The 18,787-nt window shown below is 65.1% G+C and carries 17 protein-coding genes; 8 read left to right on the forward strand and 9 right to left on the reverse strand.

What is annotated here, in order from left to right; all coding sequences use genetic code 11:
* Positions 1–140 precede the first annotated feature (140 nt).
* Together NLM27_RS00005 and NLM27_RS00010 are read right to left on the reverse strand one after the other, a co-directional pair.
* Positions 141–2,114, reverse strand: a complete 1,974-nt coding sequence (locus tag NLM27_RS00005) for an ATP-binding protein (protein ID WP_254141379.1) — start codon at positions 2,112–2,114, stop codon at positions 141–143.
* 398 nt (positions 2,115–2,512) lie between these two features.
* Positions 2,513–2,854, reverse strand: coding sequence for a hypothetical protein (locus tag NLM27_RS00010; protein WP_254141380.1), 342 nt, complete (start codon positions 2,852–2,854; stop codon positions 2,513–2,515).
* A gap of 182 nt (positions 2,855–3,036) precedes the next feature.
* On the opposite strand from NLM27_RS00010, the gene NLM27_RS00015 reads away from it, so the two are divergent.
* The 8 genes from NLM27_RS00015 (at position 3,037) to NLM27_RS00050 (ending at position 10,281) form a co-directional block, all read left to right on the forward strand.
* Entirely contained in the window at positions 3,037–3,822 is a 786-nt protein-coding gene (locus NLM27_RS00015) for an alpha/beta hydrolase (RefSeq protein WP_254141381.1), read from the forward strand.
* Positions 3,823–3,992: 170 nt separating this feature from the next.
* The gene (gene mdcA, locus NLM27_RS00020; protein WP_254148715.1) at positions 3,993–5,639 is read left to right on the forward strand and encodes a malonate decarboxylase subunit alpha; all 1,647 of its coding nucleotides are present in this window, start codon (positions 3,993–3,995) and stop codon (positions 5,637–5,639) included.
* Positions 5,640–5,648: 9 nt separating this feature from the next.
* Positions 5,649–5,966 (forward strand): malonate decarboxylase acyl carrier protein, encoded by a 318-nt coding sequence (mdcC, locus tag NLM27_RS00025; RefSeq protein ID WP_254141382.1) that lies wholly within the window; start codon positions 5,649–5,651, stop codon positions 5,964–5,966.
* On the forward strand, positions 5,963–6,901 hold the full coding sequence (locus NLM27_RS00030) for a biotin-independent malonate decarboxylase subunit beta (protein ID WP_254141383.1): 939 nt from the start codon (positions 5,963–5,965) through the stop codon (positions 6,899–6,901). Before mdcC ends, NLM27_RS00030 begins: the two co-directional genes overlap by 4 nt.
* On the forward strand, positions 6,888–7,610 hold the full coding sequence (gene mdcE, locus NLM27_RS00035; RefSeq protein ID WP_254141384.1) for a biotin-independent malonate decarboxylase subunit gamma: 723 nt from the start codon (positions 6,888–6,890) through the stop codon (positions 7,608–7,610). The genes NLM27_RS00030 and mdcE overlap by 14 nt, the downstream gene beginning before the upstream one ends.
* Entirely contained in the window at positions 7,585–8,265 is a 681-nt protein-coding gene (mdcG, locus tag NLM27_RS00040; RefSeq protein WP_254141385.1) for a malonate decarboxylase holo-[acyl-carrier-protein] synthase, read from the forward strand. Before mdcE ends, mdcG begins: the two co-directional genes overlap by 26 nt.
* Positions 8,262–9,143 carry a triphosphoribosyl-dephospho-CoA synthase MdcB gene (mdcB, locus tag NLM27_RS00045; protein ID WP_254141386.1) on the forward strand — a complete coding sequence of 294 codons (882 nt, stop codon included), beginning with the start codon at positions 8,262–8,264 and terminating at the stop codon, positions 9,141–9,143. Before mdcG ends, mdcB begins: the two co-directional genes overlap by 4 nt.
* A 199-nt stretch (positions 9,144–9,342) precedes the next feature.
* Positions 9,343–10,281: a malonate decarboxylase subunit epsilon gene (locus tag NLM27_RS00050; RefSeq protein WP_254141387.1), complete on the forward strand. Its 939-nt coding sequence runs from the start codon at positions 9,343–9,345 to the stop codon at positions 10,279–10,281.
* 216 nt (positions 10,282–10,497) lie between these two features.
* Here the strand turns inward: NLM27_RS00050 and NLM27_RS00055 are convergent, their stop codons facing one another.
* From NLM27_RS00055 to NLM27_RS00085, 7 genes are all read right to left on the reverse strand, one after another.
* Positions 10,498–11,511, reverse strand: coding sequence for a helix-turn-helix domain-containing protein (locus tag NLM27_RS00055; protein ID WP_254141388.1), 1,014 nt, complete (start codon positions 11,509–11,511; stop codon positions 10,498–10,500).
* Between the two features lie 279 nt (positions 11,512–11,790).
* Positions 11,791–12,879, reverse strand: a complete 1,089-nt coding sequence (locus NLM27_RS00060; RefSeq protein WP_375142308.1) for a biotin/lipoyl-binding protein — start codon at positions 12,877–12,879, stop codon at positions 11,791–11,793.
* A gap of 191 nt (positions 12,880–13,070) precedes the next feature.
* Entirely contained in the window at positions 13,071–13,274 is a 204-nt protein-coding gene (locus tag NLM27_RS00065; RefSeq protein ID WP_254141390.1) for a DUF1656 domain-containing protein, read from the reverse strand.
* Complete coding sequence (locus NLM27_RS00070) at positions 13,271–15,172, reverse strand: FUSC family protein (protein ID WP_254141391.1); 1,902 nt, start codon at positions 15,170–15,172, stop codon at positions 13,271–13,273. Before NLM27_RS00070 ends, NLM27_RS00065 begins: the two co-directional genes overlap by 4 nt.
* Before the next feature lie 160 nt (positions 15,173–15,332).
* On the reverse strand, positions 15,333–15,713 hold the full coding sequence (locus NLM27_RS00075; protein ID WP_254141392.1) for a response regulator transcription factor: 381 nt from the start codon (positions 15,711–15,713) through the stop codon (positions 15,333–15,335).
* 100 nt (positions 15,714–15,813) lie between these two features.
* Entirely contained in the window at positions 15,814–16,485 is a 672-nt protein-coding gene (locus NLM27_RS00080; protein ID WP_254141393.1) for a response regulator transcription factor, read from the reverse strand.
* Complete coding sequence (locus NLM27_RS00085; protein WP_254141394.1) at positions 16,482–18,392, reverse strand: ATP-binding protein; 1,911 nt, start codon at positions 18,390–18,392, stop codon at positions 16,482–16,484. The genes NLM27_RS00080 and NLM27_RS00085 overlap by 4 nt, the downstream gene beginning before the upstream one ends.
* Between the last annotated feature and the right edge of the window lie 395 nt (positions 18,393–18,787).

Raw genomic sequence — 18,787 nt, forward strand, 5'->3', positions numbered from 1 at the left:
GTCCCGCTCTATGCCCGCGATCCCATCAGCTTCACGCCGTCGTTCAAGGGTGTTCCGATCCGTCTGGTGCGCTCGGACACCTCCGGCGCCGCAACGGACCAATAGACGGAAGGGCTTCGATCCGCGCCTTTCCGGCCGGATCAAGTCGAATGCGTCGAGCCGGAAATCGGCAGCGTAAACCAGAACCGCGCGCCTCCAACAGCGCCCTTGCCCTCGGCATTGATCCGGCCGCCATGCGTTTCGACGATGGACCGGCAAATCGGCAGTCCCATGCCCAGGCCGCTCTCCTTGGTCGTGAAGAAGCTTTCGAAGAGCCGACCGACATGTTCGGGGTCGATGCCCGGGCCATTGTCCTCCACGGAGCAGCATAGCGTGCTCGCATCCGGCGAGACCGTGGTGATGACGATCCTGCGGTTTTCGCTGCCCGCCTGGGTCATTGCCTGCGCAGCGTTGATCGCCAGATTGACGATCACCTGCTGGAGCTGGGTGCGGTCGCCGCGCACCCATGGCGCTGCCGGATCGGGACGGTGCTGGATCGCGACGTCGCGAGACTCCATTTCATGTCGAAGAAACAGCACGGCTTCCCGAACGACGTCGTCGAGCGACAGCAGGATCCGCTCCGGCCCCTTCCGGGTTGCCATCCCGTGAACGCGCGCGACGATGCTTGCGGCGCGTTTGGCATCCGTAGCCGTATTTTCGATCACCTTGCGCACCTCGGCCATGTCGGGATTGGGCCTGTTCAGCCAGCGCAGGCCGGCTGCGGCATTGGTTGTGATGGCGGCCAGCGGCTGGTTGACCTCATGGGCGATCGAGGCGGTGAGCTCGCCGAGCATCGAGATCCGCGCGGCATGCGCGAACTCCGCCTGCACCTGCCGAAGCCTCTCCTGGGCGCGAACACGTTGGGAAATGTCGATCGTGCCGACGAGGCTCAGCTCGAGATCATTGACCGGACCGACGCGCGCCGTCGTAAAGAGAACATCGAGGACACGGTTGTCCCAGGTCACCATCCTGGTCTCTTCCTCGAAGCTCGCCTCGCCGCGAAAGCGGGATTCCATGGCGCGCCGGAAAGTATCCGGCCGCTCCCTCCAGGTGTCGGCCATGGAACGTCCGGCATAGTCGCCGCCGAACATCTGGATAGCCCGTTCGTTGGCCTCTTGAAACGAGAGCGCCTCCATGCAGGTCTGGAGGAAATCGGGATGGCTGTCGAAATAGCTGCCGAGATCCTCGACCCCTTCTGCGCGCAACCTCCCGAACAGCACCACCAGCTTGCTGGCGTCGAGCTGCCGGAGCGCGATCGGCATTCGGCTGAACAGCTGGCGATAACGCTGTTCGCTCCGCTCCAGTTCGGTCGTGGCCTTCTTCTGCCCGGTGATGTCCATCACCGCACCGACGTACTCGAACTGCCCGCGTTTGTTGGCCATTCCGTGGGCGATCACGCGGATGTACCTGACCGAGCCATCGTCCAGCAAAAGCCGGTGCTCCAGGGAAAGATCCTCCCTGTCCTGCGCGGCGCGCTGGACGGCTTCACGGACGGTGTTGAGATCGTCGGGATGCGTGCGCTTCAGGACGAGTTCGAGCGACGGCGGCAGCTTCGGATCGAGATCGAAGATCCTGAAGGTCTCATCGGACCAGAACAGCTCCCTGCTAGCAATGTTCCAGCCGAAGCTGCCGGTATGGCTGAGCTTCTGGGCTTCGGCGAGATAGGCGGCCTGACGTCGTCGCAACGCGTCTTCTCGCCCGAGCCGATGCAACAAGGTCACGATCACCAGCGAGGTGACGAGAAAGGCGGTCAGGGCGGCGACGTCCTGTAGCGCGCTCACCGCAAAGGAATGCACGGGGGCGACAAACAGGTAGATCAGCCAGCCGACCGCGACGGTCGAAAAGATCACTGACGACACGATGCTGCCGAGCAGCGACACCAGGACAATGGCGACCAGAAGGGCGAAAGCGCTGGTGGCGAAGTTGAACCCAAGCAGGAAGCAGGTGATCGACAACCCGCTCAATGCGACGCTTCCCAGCACCCAAAACGCGGCATTGCCGAGGACGCCACGGCGTCCGGCCGAGCCATCGAGCTGTTCGGCCGGCGCAGCCAATTTCCGATCCTCCACCGTCATGTCGCAAATCGCGGTCGGTCGGACCAGGCCGGCAGATCGAAGAAATCCAAGAGATAGTCGCCGAGCATGAGACCAATTCCCGAGCCGGGGCGCTCGGAGCGTTGAATGAGATGGACGTTGCTATCGCGCCGCGGAAAATCAGTCTTTTCCCTTCTCGCAAGCTTTTTGCCAAAACGCACGTTGTGACAATGTGAGCTTCAGGACATATCGCCGCAGCCTCAAGCCATCGCTGGTGTCGGGGTGTCACTGTCACCAGCTTCTCCGCCGTCATTCCGAAGGTCACCCGGAGCGCGGGTATTTCCAGAACGCACGTCCCGCTCCCGGGCTGCACGAACAGGTCAAGCATTCGCACCGGAGCTGCGCCCCTCGCTGCGCGGGCCTCAGTGCTCAATCCTTCGCTACCTCAGAATGGCCCGTGCTTGGGCCAGTTCCCGGCGGCACGTGGTCATGTCACCGATGTGATCGGCAGCGCGAGCACGATCAAGCGAATCCAACGCCTTCGTGAAATCGATGCCCTCGCGACCCTCGGTCTTGGCGAGTGAGCGAGGCGTCGGTTGATAATTGCGCAGTGCGTTGAGGCTCTCCGGCTTCCAGCCGTGCGAGCCGGCGTCCTTTTCTATGGCCTGATCCAGCTGCACTTGTGTGCGATCGATCTCATCCGCGCAGGTGCCTGCACGGGCCGGTGATGCTGCGCACAGAAGGATGAGGAGCGCAATTTGGCATTTTGCGGTGGCGGTCATTGATTTGATCCTGTGCATGCGGGATGCGCGCATAGCTAAGTCGAGTTCTGGGAAAGCACGAGTGGCCGTTGCCGCGATTAGCGTGTCCCGGCGTGCGAAGTGGCAAGGATAGTTGTTTGCGGAAATACGCCTGACGGGTCTCGACCTAGTGTCGCGCCATTCCAACCCGGAGTGATCCCGACATGAAATCTCGCAACGCCTGCCTTGCCTTTGCCGCCGCCGTTTCGCTATTCGCGACCCTCGACGCGGCGCATGCGGAGCCCCTGAAGAACATCGTCCTGGTCCACGGCGCCTGGGTGGATGCATCCGGCTGGAAGCCGGTTTACGAGATCCTGACCAAGGAAGGTTTCCATGTCACCATGGTCCAGGAGCCGGAAACGTCGTTCGCCGATGACGTCACGGCAGCGAAACGGATCCTCGATCTCCAGAACGGCCCGACGCTTCTCGTCGGCCACTCCTATGGCGGCTCGATCATCACCGAGGCGGGCGTTCATCCCAGCGTCGTTGGCCTCGTCTACGTCGCCGCGCACGCGCCCGACATCGGCGAGGACGAATCGGCACTGGGCAAGAAGACACCGAGCGTGCTTGGAAAGACCGAAGGCGTCATCAAGGTCACGCCCGACAAGTTCACCTATCTCGATCCTGTGCAATTCCCGAAACTGTTCGCGCCCGATCTGCCGCGTGAGCGCGCCGAGTTCGTCGCACGCTCCCAGGTCCCGGCCGCGGTACAGGTGTTCAGCACGCCGCTGACGGCGGCGGCGTGGAAGACCAAGCCGAGCTGGGGCATCGTTGCCGGCGGCGATCAGATCATCAATCCTGACCTGGAACGCTGGTACTACGAGCGTGCCAAGAGCCACACCACGGTGATCCCGGGCGCGAGCCACTCGGTCTACGAATCGCATCCGAAGGAAGTGGCGGCTGTCATCACCCGGGCCGCACGCAGCATCGATCAACAGGCCGCCCGCTGACGACGCTTTTTGCCGGTCCTGACGTACGGCCGGCGGAAGGAGGGACGGCGGGAGAGACAGCACTCCCGCCGGCCTGACTGCATCGGGAGTGTTTCATGAATCTGATCGAGACGACCAGCAACCGTCGCGGACTGGACCGTGACGGTGAGGCGCGCCGAGGAGCCAAGGTCATGACGAGCTGGCAAAACAACCGCGCCGCGCGTGATGCCCGCATCGCCGCAGGCGCAGGACTCGCTCGTGGCAAGATCGTGGACGCCCGCGACGCTACGCGTTTGCTGGAGGCCGTGATACGGCCCGGCGACCGGGTCTGCCTGGAAGGCGACAACCAGAAGCAGGCCGATCTGCTCAGCCGCGCGCTCCTCGCCGTCGATCTCTCTAGGGTCAACGATCTGCACATGGTGCAGTCGGGCGTCGTGCTCCCAGAGCATCTGGACCTGTTCGACCGCGGGGTCGCGAAGAAGCTCGACTATGCCTATTCCGGGCCGCAATCGGCCCGCATCGCGCGCATGCTGTTCGGTGGCAAGATCGAGCTGGGCGCGGTTCACACCTATCTCGAGCTGTTCGCCCGCTATTTCATCGACCTGACGCCGCACGTCGCGCTGATCGCCGCCGTCAGCGCCGATCGCGACGGAAACCTCTACACCGGTCCGAACACCGAGGATACGCCGACCGTGGTGGAGGCGACGGCGTTCAAGGACGGTGTCGTGATCGCCCAGGTCAACGAGATCGTCGAGCAGGTTCCCCGGGTCGACATCCCCGCGGACCGCGTCCATTTCATCGTCAAGTCGGACAGGCCGTTCTTTGTCGAGCCGCTGTTCACGCGTGATCCGGCCGCGATCACCGAGGGACAGATCCTGACCGCGATGCTCGCCATCAAGGGTGTCTATGCGCCCTATGGCGTGCAGCGGCTCAATCACGGCATCGGCTTCAGCACGGCCGCGATCGAACTCCTGCTGCCGACTTTCGGCGAGCGGCTCGGGCTCAAGGGCAGGATCGCGACCCATTTCGCACTGAACCCGCATCCCGCGCTCATTCCTGCGATCGAGTCAGGCTGGGTCCGGCAGATTCACTCGTTCGGCTCGGAGGTCGGCATGGATGACTACATCCGCGCCCGATCCGACGTCTACTTCACCGGTCCTGATGGTTCACTGCGCTCCAACCGCGCTTTCTGCCAGACCGCCGGGCTCTATGCCTGCGACATGTTTATCGGCTCGACCCTACAGCTCGATCTCGAGGGAAACTCGTCGACCGTCACCACCTCGCGCATCGCCGGGTTCGGCGGGGCCCCGAACATGGGTGCGGATGCGCGCGGGCGGCGTCACCCGAGCGCGCCCTGGCTGAAGGCCGGCGCGGAGGCCGATCCCGACGGCTCGGCCCTGATGCGCCGCGGCCGCAAGCTGGTGGTGCAGATCGGTGAGACCTTTGGCGACAAGAACGTGCCGCTGTTCGTCGAGAAACTCGATGCGATCGAGCTCGCGGAGAAGCTGAAGCTCGAGCTCGCGCCCGTCATGATCTATGGCGACGACGTCACGCATATCGTGACAGAGGAAGGCGTGGCCAACCTCCTGCTCTGCCGCACCGCGCAGGAGCGCGAGCAGGCGATCCGCGGGGTCGCCGGCTACACCGACGTCGGCCGAAGGCGAGATCGCGCCATGGTCGCGCGCCTGCGCGAGCGTGGCGTGATCCGACGGCCCGAAGATCTCGGCATCAATCCGCTCGACGCCGATCGCAGCCTGCTGGCGGCACGCTCGATCAAGGATCTCGTACGCTGGTCGGGCGGGCTCTACGCGCCGCCGTCGAAATTCAGGAACTGGTGAGGACGGATCATGGAAGATCTCAGCTTTCAACACCGGGTTCGCGCACGCGCGGATGGCACCAGGCGGAGCGCGATCGTCGGCGTGGTTGCCTCGGGCAATCTGGAAGTTCTGGTGGAGCGCGTATTGCCGGATGCGCAATGCGCGGTCGAGATCAGGACCGCGGCGGTGGGTTTTGGCGAGGTCTGGAACGCCGTGGTCGATGACTTCGTCGAGCGCTTTTCACCGGGCGGACTGAAGTTCTCCATCAATGATGGCGGCGCGCGTCCCGACACGGTGTCGCTTCGGCTGGCGCAGGCGGTGCGCTCGATCGCGGAGAACGGCCAATGACCGCCCCGCTCAAGGACATCGCCCCCGCCGAACGGGCCCGCAGCACCAGCTTCAACGAGGCGTCGGCGCGCAGGCGGCTCGAGCTGCTGCTGGATGCCGGCAGCTTCGCCGAGTTCATCGGGCCGGAACAGCGCGAGGTCAGTCCACATCTGAAGATATTCGATCTGCCCGAGCAGTTCGACGACGGCATCGTCGTTGGTCATGGCCGTCTCGATGGCGCGCCGGTGTTTGTCGCCGCGCAGGAAGGGCGCTTCATGGGCGGTGCCTTCGGCGAGGTGCACGGCGCCAAGCTGACGGGGTTGCTCCGCGCTGCGCGTGAGATCGGCACGATCCCCGTCCTGATCCTGTTCGACACTGGCGGCGTCCGGCTGCAGGAAGCCAATGCAGGCGAGCTCGCCATCGCCGAGATCATGCGAGCAGTGATGGAGGCGCGAAGCGGCGGCGTGAAAGTCATCGGCCTGATCGGTGGGCGCTCCGGCTGCTATGGCGGCGGTGGCCTGATTGCGGGCTGCTGCTCCGCGCTCGCCGTGTCGGAGCCGGGGCGCATCGCGGTCTCGGGCCCTGAGGTGATCGAGACCAATCGCGGCGTCGAGGAATTCGACGCGCGCGACCGGGCGCTGGTCTGGCGCACGATGGGCGGCAAGCACCGGCGGCTGCTCGGTGCGGCCGACGTCTTCGTCGACGACACGGTGCAGGATTTTCGCGAGGCCGCGCTCGAGCTGATCGGCTCGATCGGCGCCTTCGATCTCGATCGGCTGAAGGCCGAGCAGGCGCGTCTGACTGACAGGCTGCGCCGCTTCGGTGCTTGCGAAGACGCGATCGACATCTGGACCGCCGAAGGTATTGCGCATGCGGACACGGTGCCGGAATTGCCGGCCGACCAGTTCATTGCGCTCGTCAACAGGATCGGGAGGAACAGCCATGACGCTCGATGACATTCTCGCCTCGCTGTTTCCCGACGGCCATGAGGTCAGGAACGATGGCGGCGTCATTGCCGGCTCGGCGACGCTGCGGTCCGGCGGCAGGATGCTCGTCATTGGCGTTGCGGATCGGACCGCGCTCGGCGTCGACGAGGCGATCAGGCTGTCCGGACATGTCCTTGAGTCGATCGATCGGGAAACGGGACCGATCCTGGTGCTGGTCGACAGCGACAGCCAGCGTATGAGCAAGCGTGACGAGTTGCTCGGGCTCAACGAATTCTTGGCGCATCTGGCGAAGGTGCTGATCCATGCGGATATGAACGGCCGCCCGACCATCGGCCTTCTCTACGGCCATTCGGCGGCGGGAGCCCTGCTTGCGACGGGCCTTGCGACCCGCGTGCTGGTCGGATTGCCCGGCGCCGCCCCCGCGGTGATGGACCTGCCGTCGATGGCGAGGGTGACCAAGCTGTCGATGGAGGCCCTCGAGCAGAAGGCGAAATCGACCCCGGTCTTTGCCCCGGGTCTGTCCAATCTCGAACAGATGGGCGCCGTTCACATGATCTGGAGCGACACCGCCCCACTCGCCGGCCAGTTGGAGGCGCTGCTCGCGGCCATGCCGGCCGTGCATGATCGGCGCGACGCGCTCGGCAAGGCGCGGAATGGCCGGCCGAAGGCCGCCGATATTGCGGAGCGCGTTCGTGACCTCGCCCTGCAAATCCGCTGAGCGGCCGGCCGGCCGTCACGACCTCGTCTTTGTCAGCCCTGAAGGATGGCGCGCGATGCTCGCCACGCACGGCGATCTCGCCTGCGATCCCCTTGTCCTGTACTGGGCGGAACTGGGATGGCCGACGATCAGGCGTCGCGCGCTGCCATCCGAGACAGACGGTCTCGCACTGGGCCTGCCGTTGCCCCCCTCTGCCGGCAAGAAGCGGCTTTCCTTTCTCGCCGGCTTCGATGACATCGTCGCAGTTGCGAGGCCCCCGTCGCTGAAGGAAGCGCGTGCGTCCGCACCGCCGTGCTGGCGGCCGACGCTCGATCGGCTCGATGAGCTCGCGCTTCGCCATTCGGCGCACGCGCGCGTGTTTGGCAGCCTTGCATGGGAGAAGATGACCGGGCTCGGCTACGTAACCGCGAGCTCGGATATCGACCTCCTGTTCGAGACGCGCCCCGAAACCGATCTGGATCGTCTCGTCGCCGATCTGGCTGCGATCGAGATCGAAGCACCGATGCGGCTCGATGGCGAGCTGATGCGCGCCGATGGCGCCGCGGTAAACTGGCGCGAATTCAGTGCAGGTGCGAGCGAGCTTCTGGTCAAGAGCATCGCGGGCGTGACCCTTCTGGACAGGGACCGGTTCATTTCGGGAGCGACGGGATCATGATCACCGCAGCTTTGCGAGGCGCTGAACCGCTCGCTCCACGCCGGGCGCGAATTGCGTCCGATGTCACCGCAATCGGCGATCTTGCCGCCGATTGTCTCGTCATGGAGCTGGAAACCTGGCCGAAGCCGGGGCTCGTGAGCCACATCGACAATGGCAGCCACGACGACATGGATGCCGATACGTTTCGCCGCAGCGCCGCGGCGATCAAGCCTTATCTTCAATGCCTTGCCGATGCGGGCGCGCGCGGTTGCGGCATGGGACGGCTGCGGATCATCGGCCTCGAAGCCGAGCGCGCCATGTTTGCAGCGACCTCGGGCGTCAACACCCATCGTGGCGCGATCTTCGGGCTCGGCCTGTTGTGCGCGGCGGCCGGTGCGAAGGCCGGCGGGCTGGTCGATCCGGCGCTGCCGCTCGGCGACGTCGTAGCGAGCCTCTGGGGCACCGGCATCCTCGACGGTCCGCTGCTGCTGCACAGCCATGGCAGCGCGGTGCGGCGCCGCTTTCGTGCGGGCGGCGCCCGTCTCGAGGCGGCGAACGGATTTCCCAGCATCTACCGGATCGGCTTGCCCGCCTTGCGGCGGACGATATCCGCCGCGTCAGCGGATGCGGAAGCAGCTCGGGTCGAGGCGTGCTTTGCCCTGATTGCGTCCGTGGAAGACACCAACCTGCTGCATCGCGGTGGGCTCGACGGGCTTCGCTTTGCGCATCGCGCGGCGCGCCAGTTCATCGACGCCGGCGGCGTGCGAACAGAGGGCTGGCGTGCACGCGCGCGGTCGATCCATCAAGACTTCGTCGCTCGTCGTCTCAGTCCGGGTGGATCGGCCGACCTTCTTGCCATGTCGCTCTTCGTCGACGCCCATGACGCGCCGGACCGATGATGTCCAATGCAATCCTGATGGGTGCTCGGCGCAACGATGTTGGTGCTCTATGCGGCCGGCCTGGTATTTTGCCGCGCGCGGGTTGTTTGAGACGTCGCGGCCCGATGTGTCGGTACAGGCCCTCGTTGCGAGCAACCGGATTTAGCATCGTAATCCTGGCGATCGCGATCGCCGTGCTCTTTCCGCACTAGGCAGCACAATGACGCTCGCGCTCCTGTGCCCAGGACAAGGCAGGCAGCATCGGGAGATGTTCGCCCTCACGCGTGATGCGCCGGAAGCTGCGCACTTGTTCGGACGGGCGGCGACATTGCTGGGAGGCAGGGATCCGCGTGACCTCGTGCACAGCGAAACCGACGAAGCTCTACATCACAACCGTCCTGGCCAGATCATGTGCACCTTGCAGGCGCTGGCCGCCGCGGCGGCACTCGGCGATGCCGTTCCGAATGGCGTCATCGTCGCCGGCTACAGCGTCGGCGAGGTCGCAGCCTGGGGCGTGGGCGGCTTGTTCGAACCGGCGGTGACGCTCGACATCGTCGCGCGCCGGGCAGAAGCCATGGATGCGGTCACACGCGTCGGCGATGGACTGGTCTTCGTGCGCGGCCTTTCGCGCGACGACGCCGACCGGCTTTGTGAGCGCTACGGTGCGGCGATCGCCATCGTCAATCCCGGCGATGCCTTTGTGATCGGTGGTCGCCGGGAGGCATTGAACGCGATTGCCTTGGATGCGAAGGCGATGCATGCAGCAAGGATCGTCGATCTGCCTGTCGAGGTTGCCTCCCACACCCCACGGCTCGCCGAAGCCTCGGCCGTGTTTCGCGAGATCCTGCGGTCGGCATCCGTGGCGTTCCCGCCGGCCGGCGGCGCGCGCGTCCTGAGCGGCATCGACGGCGCTCCCATCGTCTCCGCCGAGGCGGGGCTCGACAAGCTCGCCGCGCAGGCATCGCAAACCGTACAGTGGGAAAGCTGCCTGCAAGCCTGTCTGGAGGCGGGCGCCACGCCGTTTCTCGAACTTGGACCGGGACATGCGTTGAGCAGGATGGTTGCGGGCATCTGGCCCGATCTTCCGGCACGTTCGCTGGATGATTTCAGGAGTCTTGAGGGCGTGCGCACGTGGCTTGCGCGCCATCTCGGCGAATAGGCGCTTCAGCTGCTTCCTTCCGGCTTCGAGCGGCGCGCGATGCGCCCGAAAAAAAGGGGCCGTCCTTTGGGGGGAAAAGGACGGCCCTCATGCTCGTAGGCCTGGGAGGAGAGGCGCGAGCCGTGACTTGGGGTCTCAGTCACTAACATCTGCATCATCGCCGATCGGACGGGAGAAGTATTTCAAGTAACCATGCTGTTTCTCATTTCGCATGATTCACGAAAGGTCCGCCGGCAGGACACGAGACACGGCGCTGCGCCCCGAAGCCGGATCGTCCGCAGCCGGCCCGGGCGAGACCAGCGCGTTCCGGCTGGCGCATCGCCAGCGTGCCGGGGTGTCGCCCGTAATCCGCTTGAAGACGGTGGAGAAATGCGCCTGCGTGCAAAAGCCGACCGCCAGCGCCACCTCGGCCAAGGGTGTCTCGGAATTCAACAGCAGGGATTTTGCATGCTCGATGCGCTGATGCAGCAGGTATTCGCGCGGCCGGTATCCGGTCGCGGCCCGGAACTGCGCCGCAAAGTGCATCCGCGATAATCCGGCGACGCCGGCAAGATCCGACAGGCTGATGCCGTGGTCGAAATGTGTCCTGACATATTCCTCGATGCGGCGGAGACGCCATTTCGGTAGGGCGTTGACCTTCGTGCGCGGCAGTTCGCGCCGGGCCACATGCATCGCCAGAGTCTGAGCGATGCAGCGCACGAATTCCTGGTCGACCAGATGGCCGTGTTCGGTCAGCGCCTTTGCGAGTTGCCCGGCGAACGGGTCGCGCAGCAGAACGAGATCGTTCAGGCCATCGGGCGTGACCGGATCTCTTCCCGGTTCCGGAGACGGAAGGCAATTGGCGGGGACGTGGAAGTGCAGGAAGTCGCATGGCGCATGAAACTGTGCGCAGAGCTGCTTCGACGGCGCGCCGACATAGAGCGTGCCCGCCGGCATGATGCCATCGAATATGGTTTGAGCACCTCTGGTCAGCTTGAGACGGGTCGTCTTCAGGGCGATGGCGAAGAAGTATCGGTCGGGAGGCGTCGTCGCTTCCTCCCGCCTGACGCCCGCCTGCGGGTAGGTCCAACGCGAGATCATGATGTCCTGGCGCGCATGGCCCGTGCGTTGCTCGGGCTGGCGCCATCTTCGCTCAAGGGAGAATGCGCGTGACCCCTGAGGAAAATCCGGTTCGCGAGGGCTGGGTTGATACGTCAACCGGGCGCTCGCCGCTTGCATATCGGTGAACATCGTTCGTCCCGTCCTTGATCCAGCTGGCGCCGAGACGGCAGCCGGATGTCATTGGTCCATGCTCGAACGATAGGTCCGATGCTGTCGCAAGGCCCGTTAGAGTTGCTTAAATCGTGTTAGATTTTGCGAATGCGGCAGGTGCGGCCGGAGGTCGCAAATTGTCGAATAGGGAAGTAAAATCAAGGGGCTGCGCTTGAGTTCCGATTTTCATGACCCCGCGCGGCCGTGATGAGGATCGCGATACCGCGCACGCCACATCCGATCGGCAAGCCCGCCGGTTCAGGGCAGGCGAGGCGAGGTATCGATGCCGGGCGTGAGGCCAGGTGCGATCTTCTCTGCCGACGGAATCGCGGGCACCCGCGCGTAGGGAAGCGCGCTGATCTCGGGAGGCTGTCGGGATGTGGACCGGAGGCAATCTGGGCGGGGCGGATCTCCAGCGCCGAACGCATCGAAGATGGGGTCGACGAGGGCCGCGCGGAGCCGTTCCGACCAGGTTTGCCGATCGTCCGCATCGGGCTGCCGGATCGTCACCGTGGCCGTCATGCCTGAGACGAGCGGTACATCCGGCGGCACCGTGTCGATGGCGACGCGAACCGGAACGCGCTGGGCAAGCCGCACCCAGGTGTAGATCGGATCGACATTGGGCAGGCCTTGTGTGCCCGCTGCGGCGTTCGATACGCTGACGCCGCGCGTGACGGTCTTCACGTGTCCGAGGATGGGCCTGGAATAGCCGACCAGCTGCGCCTCCGCGCGATCGCCGACGCAGACGCGCGCCATCTTGGTCTCTTCGAAATAACCATCGATCCAGAAGCTGTTGGAATCGATGACGGAGATGTTGCTCACGCCGGTTGTGGCATAGTCGCCCACGCGCAGGAGCAGGTTGGTGACGTAACCGTCGACGGGGCTGACCACCTTGGTCCGCTTCAGGTTCAGCTCCGCCTGTGCGAGCTGGTGCGCCGCCGCCTCGAAGGCAGCTTTGGCCTGCGCCGCATTGCCGGCAAAGATCTGCTGCTCCTCCGGCGTCGTGGCGAGATTCGACAGGTGCTGACGCCGGTCGAACTCGGCCTGCTTCACTTCCAGATCCGCCGCCCGCTGGTCGACCAGCGCTTTGCCGATGCGGACGGCTACATCGAAGTCGAAGGGATCGATGACGTAGAGAACGTCGCCCTTGTGGACGAACTGGTTGTCGGCCACCCGCAGCTCCACGATCTTGCCCGGGATCTGCGGCGCGACATTGGCGACCTGCACGCGAACGCTGCCATTGCGCGTCCAGGGCGCGGTCACGTAATGCTCCCACGTCGCGATTGCGATCAAGACGGCGACCAGCGCGATGCCGAGGGTCGCAAGTTGCTTGCCGGCCCCGGCCATCGACCGTCCGATCGTCCTGCGCCGTGCTGTCGTGGATGACGTGGCCTGCCGGGACGCTTCATCGCCGGTGTTGCGCGCCATGGGCTCTTCAAGGTCGGAATGGTCGGCGCCTGCTCGCGCGTTGGTCGCCGTCGCGTCCTCGTCGACTGATGCTGAATCTTGGGGCAGGGCAATACCCATGGCTCTTCTCACTAGAACAACAAGGCGAGCAACCCGAACATCGCCACGTAGAGGCTGAGCTCGGCCAGCGACGGGTTGCTGAAAATCCTGGCAAATCCAACAAACCGCAGCACTGGGCGAAGCAACAGGAATGCCACCAGCGCCGCGATCGCATAGGATACGATGGGAGTGATGAGGACGCCGCCGACGACCAGTTCACGATACGTGTTCGTCATGGCTGCTTCTCCGTATTGGGCCCGGCGAGAGCCGGCTGCGCTCCGAAGGAGACGCTGGTAGAAACCAGCGTGGCAAGGATCGGCTCGACGGAGAGGCGGCGTTGCGATGCTGCTTGGCGCAACGCCTCGGCAGCAGACAGGATGGTGGGGCTATTCCGAGAGACGAGGGCGGCTCCGGCGGCGCGTGCCGCGTCGGCGAGCGGCCCTGTCGCCAGCCGGTCCAGCTCGGCGCGGCACCTTCGCAGGGCTGCTGCCTGGTCGAAGTTGCGCATGGCCTCTGCGACGACCTGCTGGTTGGTCGGCGAGCCGCCGCTGGCCGTCACGACCTGCCCGATGCGCGCGGCATCGCGAAACGCGGCTTCCTCGGGCGCAAGATGCCGAGCTTGTCCTGAGACCAGGTGGTTCAGCTCGCGATGCGCCGTGCCCAGCAGCAAGCTGATCTGCCGATCGCTCGACAGGGACGGCAGCACGAGCTGCGCCGCAAACACCAGCACCGCGGAAAGCTGAACAAACAGGCACGCCACCAGAAACACCTCGGGATCGTAGCTCTGCGGGTTGCTCGGCGCGAGCACGGCGAGCGTGAAAACGAGCACGAGCCGGCCGAACGACGACAGTGCAGGACTCGGCAAACTCATCAGGAGCGCCGTGCCGATCACGGCGGGCGCGAGGCCGATCGCCAGTAGCTGAAACTCGGATACGCCGTTGAAGACCAGGTACTTCAAGAGCCCGGCCAGCGGACAGGCCAGCAGCGTGGCAAAGACCGCCCGCATCGTGAAGCCGCGTGGATCCGGAGCCGTCGAGCTCAAGCCGATGATGACCGCGGCGAGCGCGAGACATAGCTCCGTGGTCGGCCAACCCGCCATCACGAAGATGATTGCAACGAGCATGAAGTGGATCGCGGCCCTGACCGCGCCTTCGGCGGCGATGCGACGCGACCGGTACAGCGGAGCGCGCCACTGCCGCAACGGCTGCGTTCCGGCCCGCATGGCCTCGAGGCTGCGCCGCACGTCGGCATTCCTGTGCGCGATCTCGCTGCGCAGGTGAGTCCGGGCAATCGTCAGCAGGCCGAAGCCACCATGATCGGGATCGTCCGGCACTGTTGTCGATTCGGCCGGCAGCGCCGCGAATGCGCGTGCGAGCGCCAGCTCGCTCACGAGGTCCACCATGGCGGAACGCGCGGCCGCCGTTCTCGCCGTGCCGACGCTCGATTCCGCGGTGAGGCTCACGATCTCCGGACGCAGCGCCACGATGTCATGCAGCAGGTTCGCCGTGTCCTGCGTGGATGCAGCTTCGCCGCGGATGGCGCCTCGTGCAAGATCCATGACGCGGCGATGCAGCGCCTCGAGGCGGCTTGCGAGCACCGGATGATAGTCCGGTGCGGCCAGCACCTCGTTGACCAGAGCCACCGCAAGGACGCCAATGCCGATGGCGGCGCCGCGCGCGACGCCGGTGGAAAACACCTGCAGCGGGCTGTCGATCTGCTCGATGGCGATCAGGGCAACGGTGATGCAGCAGAGAGCCGCCGCATAGGCGCGGTTCCCATCCAGCATGCCCGCCATATAGACGCAGAGTCCGACCCAGATGCCGAATGCCGCGAGCAGCAGACCGCCGGTCTGGGAAAACATGCCGGCGATCGCGATCGATGCCGTCACGCCGATTGCGGTCGCGAGCAGCCGGTAGCCGGCCTTTTCCATGCCTTGGCCGCGTGTGGGCAGTGCCAGGACTGCAACCGTCAGGGCCGCCGTCGATGGCGATTCGAGCTCGAGCCAAAAGCTCACATAGAGCGCAATGAGGGCCGCCAGCCATACGCGCAGCGCGAAAACCCAGGAACTCGCCGGGAAGCCGGCGAAGACCAGTGGGCGCGCCTCGGCGGCGGCGCCAGTGGAGTTCACTTGCATCGCGCAGCGTCCTTCGGCGGCGCAAGTGGCACCGCCCATGTCGTGACTTCACGCGACTATGTGATTTGCGCTGCCAGCCGGTATTTCCGGGCCATCAACCTGATTGCCGAAATGCACGTCAGGCATCCGAAGACGGCCGGCACGTTCATGAAGGGAGAAGTTATTGCGGTGCGTGGCCCGCCAGCGCCTCTTCGAGGCAGCGGATGATCTCGTCGCCGCTCGAGGGCTTGCCGAGATAGCAGTGCGCGCCAGCCGCCATCACGCGCTGCCGCACAGTTTCGCTCGGAAACGCGGTCATGAAGATGATCGGGAAACGGCGGCCGGAGGCAACCAGCTGCGCCTGCAGCTCGTCGCCGGTAATGACCGGCATCTGGACGTCGGCGATCATGCATTCCGGGTCGTTTCCCGGCGGTTGTCGCAGGAAATCGACCCCGGACTCGTAGGCGTGAGCCTCATAGCCGAGCGAACGCACCAGGCTTGCGAGCGACGTGCGAACGCCTTCGTCGTCGTCAACGATCGCAATCACCGGGGTCCTGGCCATTGAGACACATCCTGGCCGCGGTGCTCCACAAGGAGGATATCTCCCGTTGCGCGGCTGATGGCACCTTATGCCCCGCCGGGTAGTCCCGACGAAATTATACTCAGGTTTGATCCGTAGCCTTGCGGGTCTGGGAAACCCCGAGCGCCTCGGCCTTGCGAACGAGGTCGGCCAGCGACCGAACCCCCATCTTGCGCATGACGTTTCCGCGGTGGATCTTGACCGTGATCTCGCTCAGCCCGATCAGGCCTGCGACCTGCTTGTTCATCAGCCCGGCGGTGACATGGCCCATCACCTCGCGCTCGCGCGCGGTCAAGGTCTCGTACTGGGCTTGGATATCCTCCTTCGTCGCGGCCTCGGCACGATGTTGCGCATCGCGCTCGAGCGCCGCCGTCACGGCATCGAGCATGTCCTGGTCGCGAAACGGCTTGGAGAGGAAATCGACCGCACCGGCCTTCATGGCGCGCACCGACATTGGAATGTCGCCATGGCCGGTCATGAAGACGATGGGATATTTGATGCCTTGCCGGGTCAATTGGCCCTGTAGGTCGAGCCCGCTCACACCCGGAAGCCTCACGTCCAGCACGATGCAGCCGGGGCCGTCAGGCAGCGTGGCGCCGAGCAGTTCGGCCGGCGAGGCGAAGAGGCGCGTCTCGAGACCAACGGACCGGAACAGGCTGTCGAGCGAGGCGCGAATGCCTGCGTCGTCATCGACGATGATGACCACTGAACTGGAGGGGCGGCCCGGCGGATGGGCTTGGCTTGGTCGTGTCATGGCGAGGTGTGTTGTTGGCTGAATGGCAGTATCAGGCGGAATGTCGCTCCCGAGCCGGGGATGCTCTCTGCCGACAACTGGCCGCCGTGAGCTTCCACGGTCGTTCGGCAGATCGCAAGTCCCATGCCCATCCCTCCGTGCTTCGTCGTGAAGAATGGATCGAACAGACGCGGCAGGTCGTCAGGACGGATACCGGGGCCGCTGTCCTGCACCGTGATGGCGAGGTTCTCGCCATCGACGGTGCCGGCGCGCAGCGTGACGATGCGGGAACCGGATTCGCCCGACATGGCCTGGCCGGCATTGACCAGCAGATTGACGAGGACCTGCTGAAGCTGGATCCGGTCGCCGCGGATCGCCGGCAAGCCAGGTTCCGTCTCGATGGCGAGGACGACGTCGTCCTTCGCGAACTCGCGCGCGACCAGGGAGGTCGCTTCCTCGATGATCTCGCTGACTTGCAGCACATCCTGCTGGGGCGGTGCCTTCTTCAGGAAATTCCGGATCCGGGTCACGATCTCGCTGGCTCGCCGTCCCTGAGCGACAACGTGACCGATCGTGGTTCCGACCTCCTTCAGGTCGGGCACGTCGCGCCGCAGCCACCGCAAGCCGGCTTCGCCGCTGGTGACGATCGCTGCCAGCGGCTGATTCACCTCGTGGGCAATGGAGGCACTGAGCTCGCCGAGGGTGGCGACACGCGCCGCATGCGCAAGGTCCGCCTGCGCCGCGAGCAGCGCATCCTGGGCCTGCCTGCGCTCGGTGACGTCGACGACGAAGGCGAGCACGTTGCGGTCTCCATCCGGCTCGGTCGGAAAGGTGATCGTGAACAGCACCGGAACCTTGCGTCCGTCGAGCCTGACGATCTCGGTTTCCCCTTCGTAGAAGGGCTCTCCTTCCGCGAATGCCAGCAATGCGCCGAGAAAGCTGCGGTCGTTCTCGCCGAGGAGCCTGTCCACGTTCGCGATGAAGACCGAATAGCCGTCTGCTCCCGCCATCTTTTGCATGGCCGGATTGACGTCGGTAATTCTGGCGAGCCGGCGGGCGCAGCGGACGACGTCGGGATGTCGCGCCAGATGGTCGCGCAAGCCGGCTCCACCCAGCTCCAGCGCCTTCAGTGCGGCTCGCACATCGCTCCAGTCCTCCTCCACCACGCCGACCCGGCTTGCGTCGAACATCCGGCGGTATCGCTGTTCGCTCTGCACCAGCGCGCTGTGCGCCGCCACGCGATCCGTGACGTCGGTGAGCGTTTCAAGCACCCCGACCGGCTTGCCGAGATGGTCGCGCTGCAAGGCCCAGCGGGCCTCGACCGCGAGTGTGACGCCGGCCTTGGTACGTTGCTCCACTCTGCCTTCCCACCGACCGGTTTCGAGCAAAGCGGCCTCGATCGCCTCGCGCTGGTCGGGATAGGTGGTTTGCAGCAGTTCGTCGGCGGACCGCCCGAGCGCCTCGTCGGCTGTCCAGCCATAGGTTTGCTCTGCGGCCTTGTTCCAGAAGTTGATCACGCCGGCACGATCACGGACGAAGATCATGTCATGGGAGAGGTTGAGCAGGCGCGCCTGCGCCGCCAGGCGATCGGTTGCGGCATGATTCTGGAGCGCAAGCAGCGTGGTGATGGCGATGGCCGCGAGGCTCACCAGAGCACGAAGGGCCGGGGAGCCGATGGGCTGGAGATCGTGCGAGATCAGATAAGCCGTGATCGTCAGGACGGCGCAGCCGGTCGCGGCGACGATGATGTCGTTGCGCCGGTTCGTCCTCGCCGCGAGCAGGATCGCAACGACATAGAGAACGGCGACCGCCCCCTCGAGCGGCGTCAGGACATCAACCAGGAACACCGCGATGGCGAGGACGGCGGACCAGAGCCGCAGGCCGGCGCGGCCCATGGACGAACCCGTGGTCCGATCAGGAGTCGTCATCGTCGCTGGTCGTCGTTCGCTTCATTTCAGCGGCGTTGATGCCGCGATTTGATCGCGCCGACAACATCCGGCCGCGTGATTTTCGTGCTCTCTTGGAAGACCGCTTGACCGCCGAAGGCGGAGTGGCCGATGAGGCGGGCAATCCCTCTCAAAACACTGATTCTCCGCGACATTGCCGATCGATGCCGCGTCAACTTACCGCAGGTGCATCGAACAGCGCATCCGGTCCGTTCGTCAATGCGGGGAAGATGTCCAGCCGTCGCTCCCGGGCCGCGATCATACCTAGGTATGATGCGATCAACCCGAGAACCTATCGGTCCCACCCGCGCGTAGAATGGAGCGCGCGGCCCGTCGAATTACCCTGCTGCCATGACGTTCGGACAAGCCGGCCAGGC

Source organism: Bradyrhizobium sp. CCGB12, assembly GCF_024199845.1.
GTDB lineage: Bacteria > Pseudomonadota > Alphaproteobacteria > Rhizobiales > Xanthobacteraceae > Bradyrhizobium.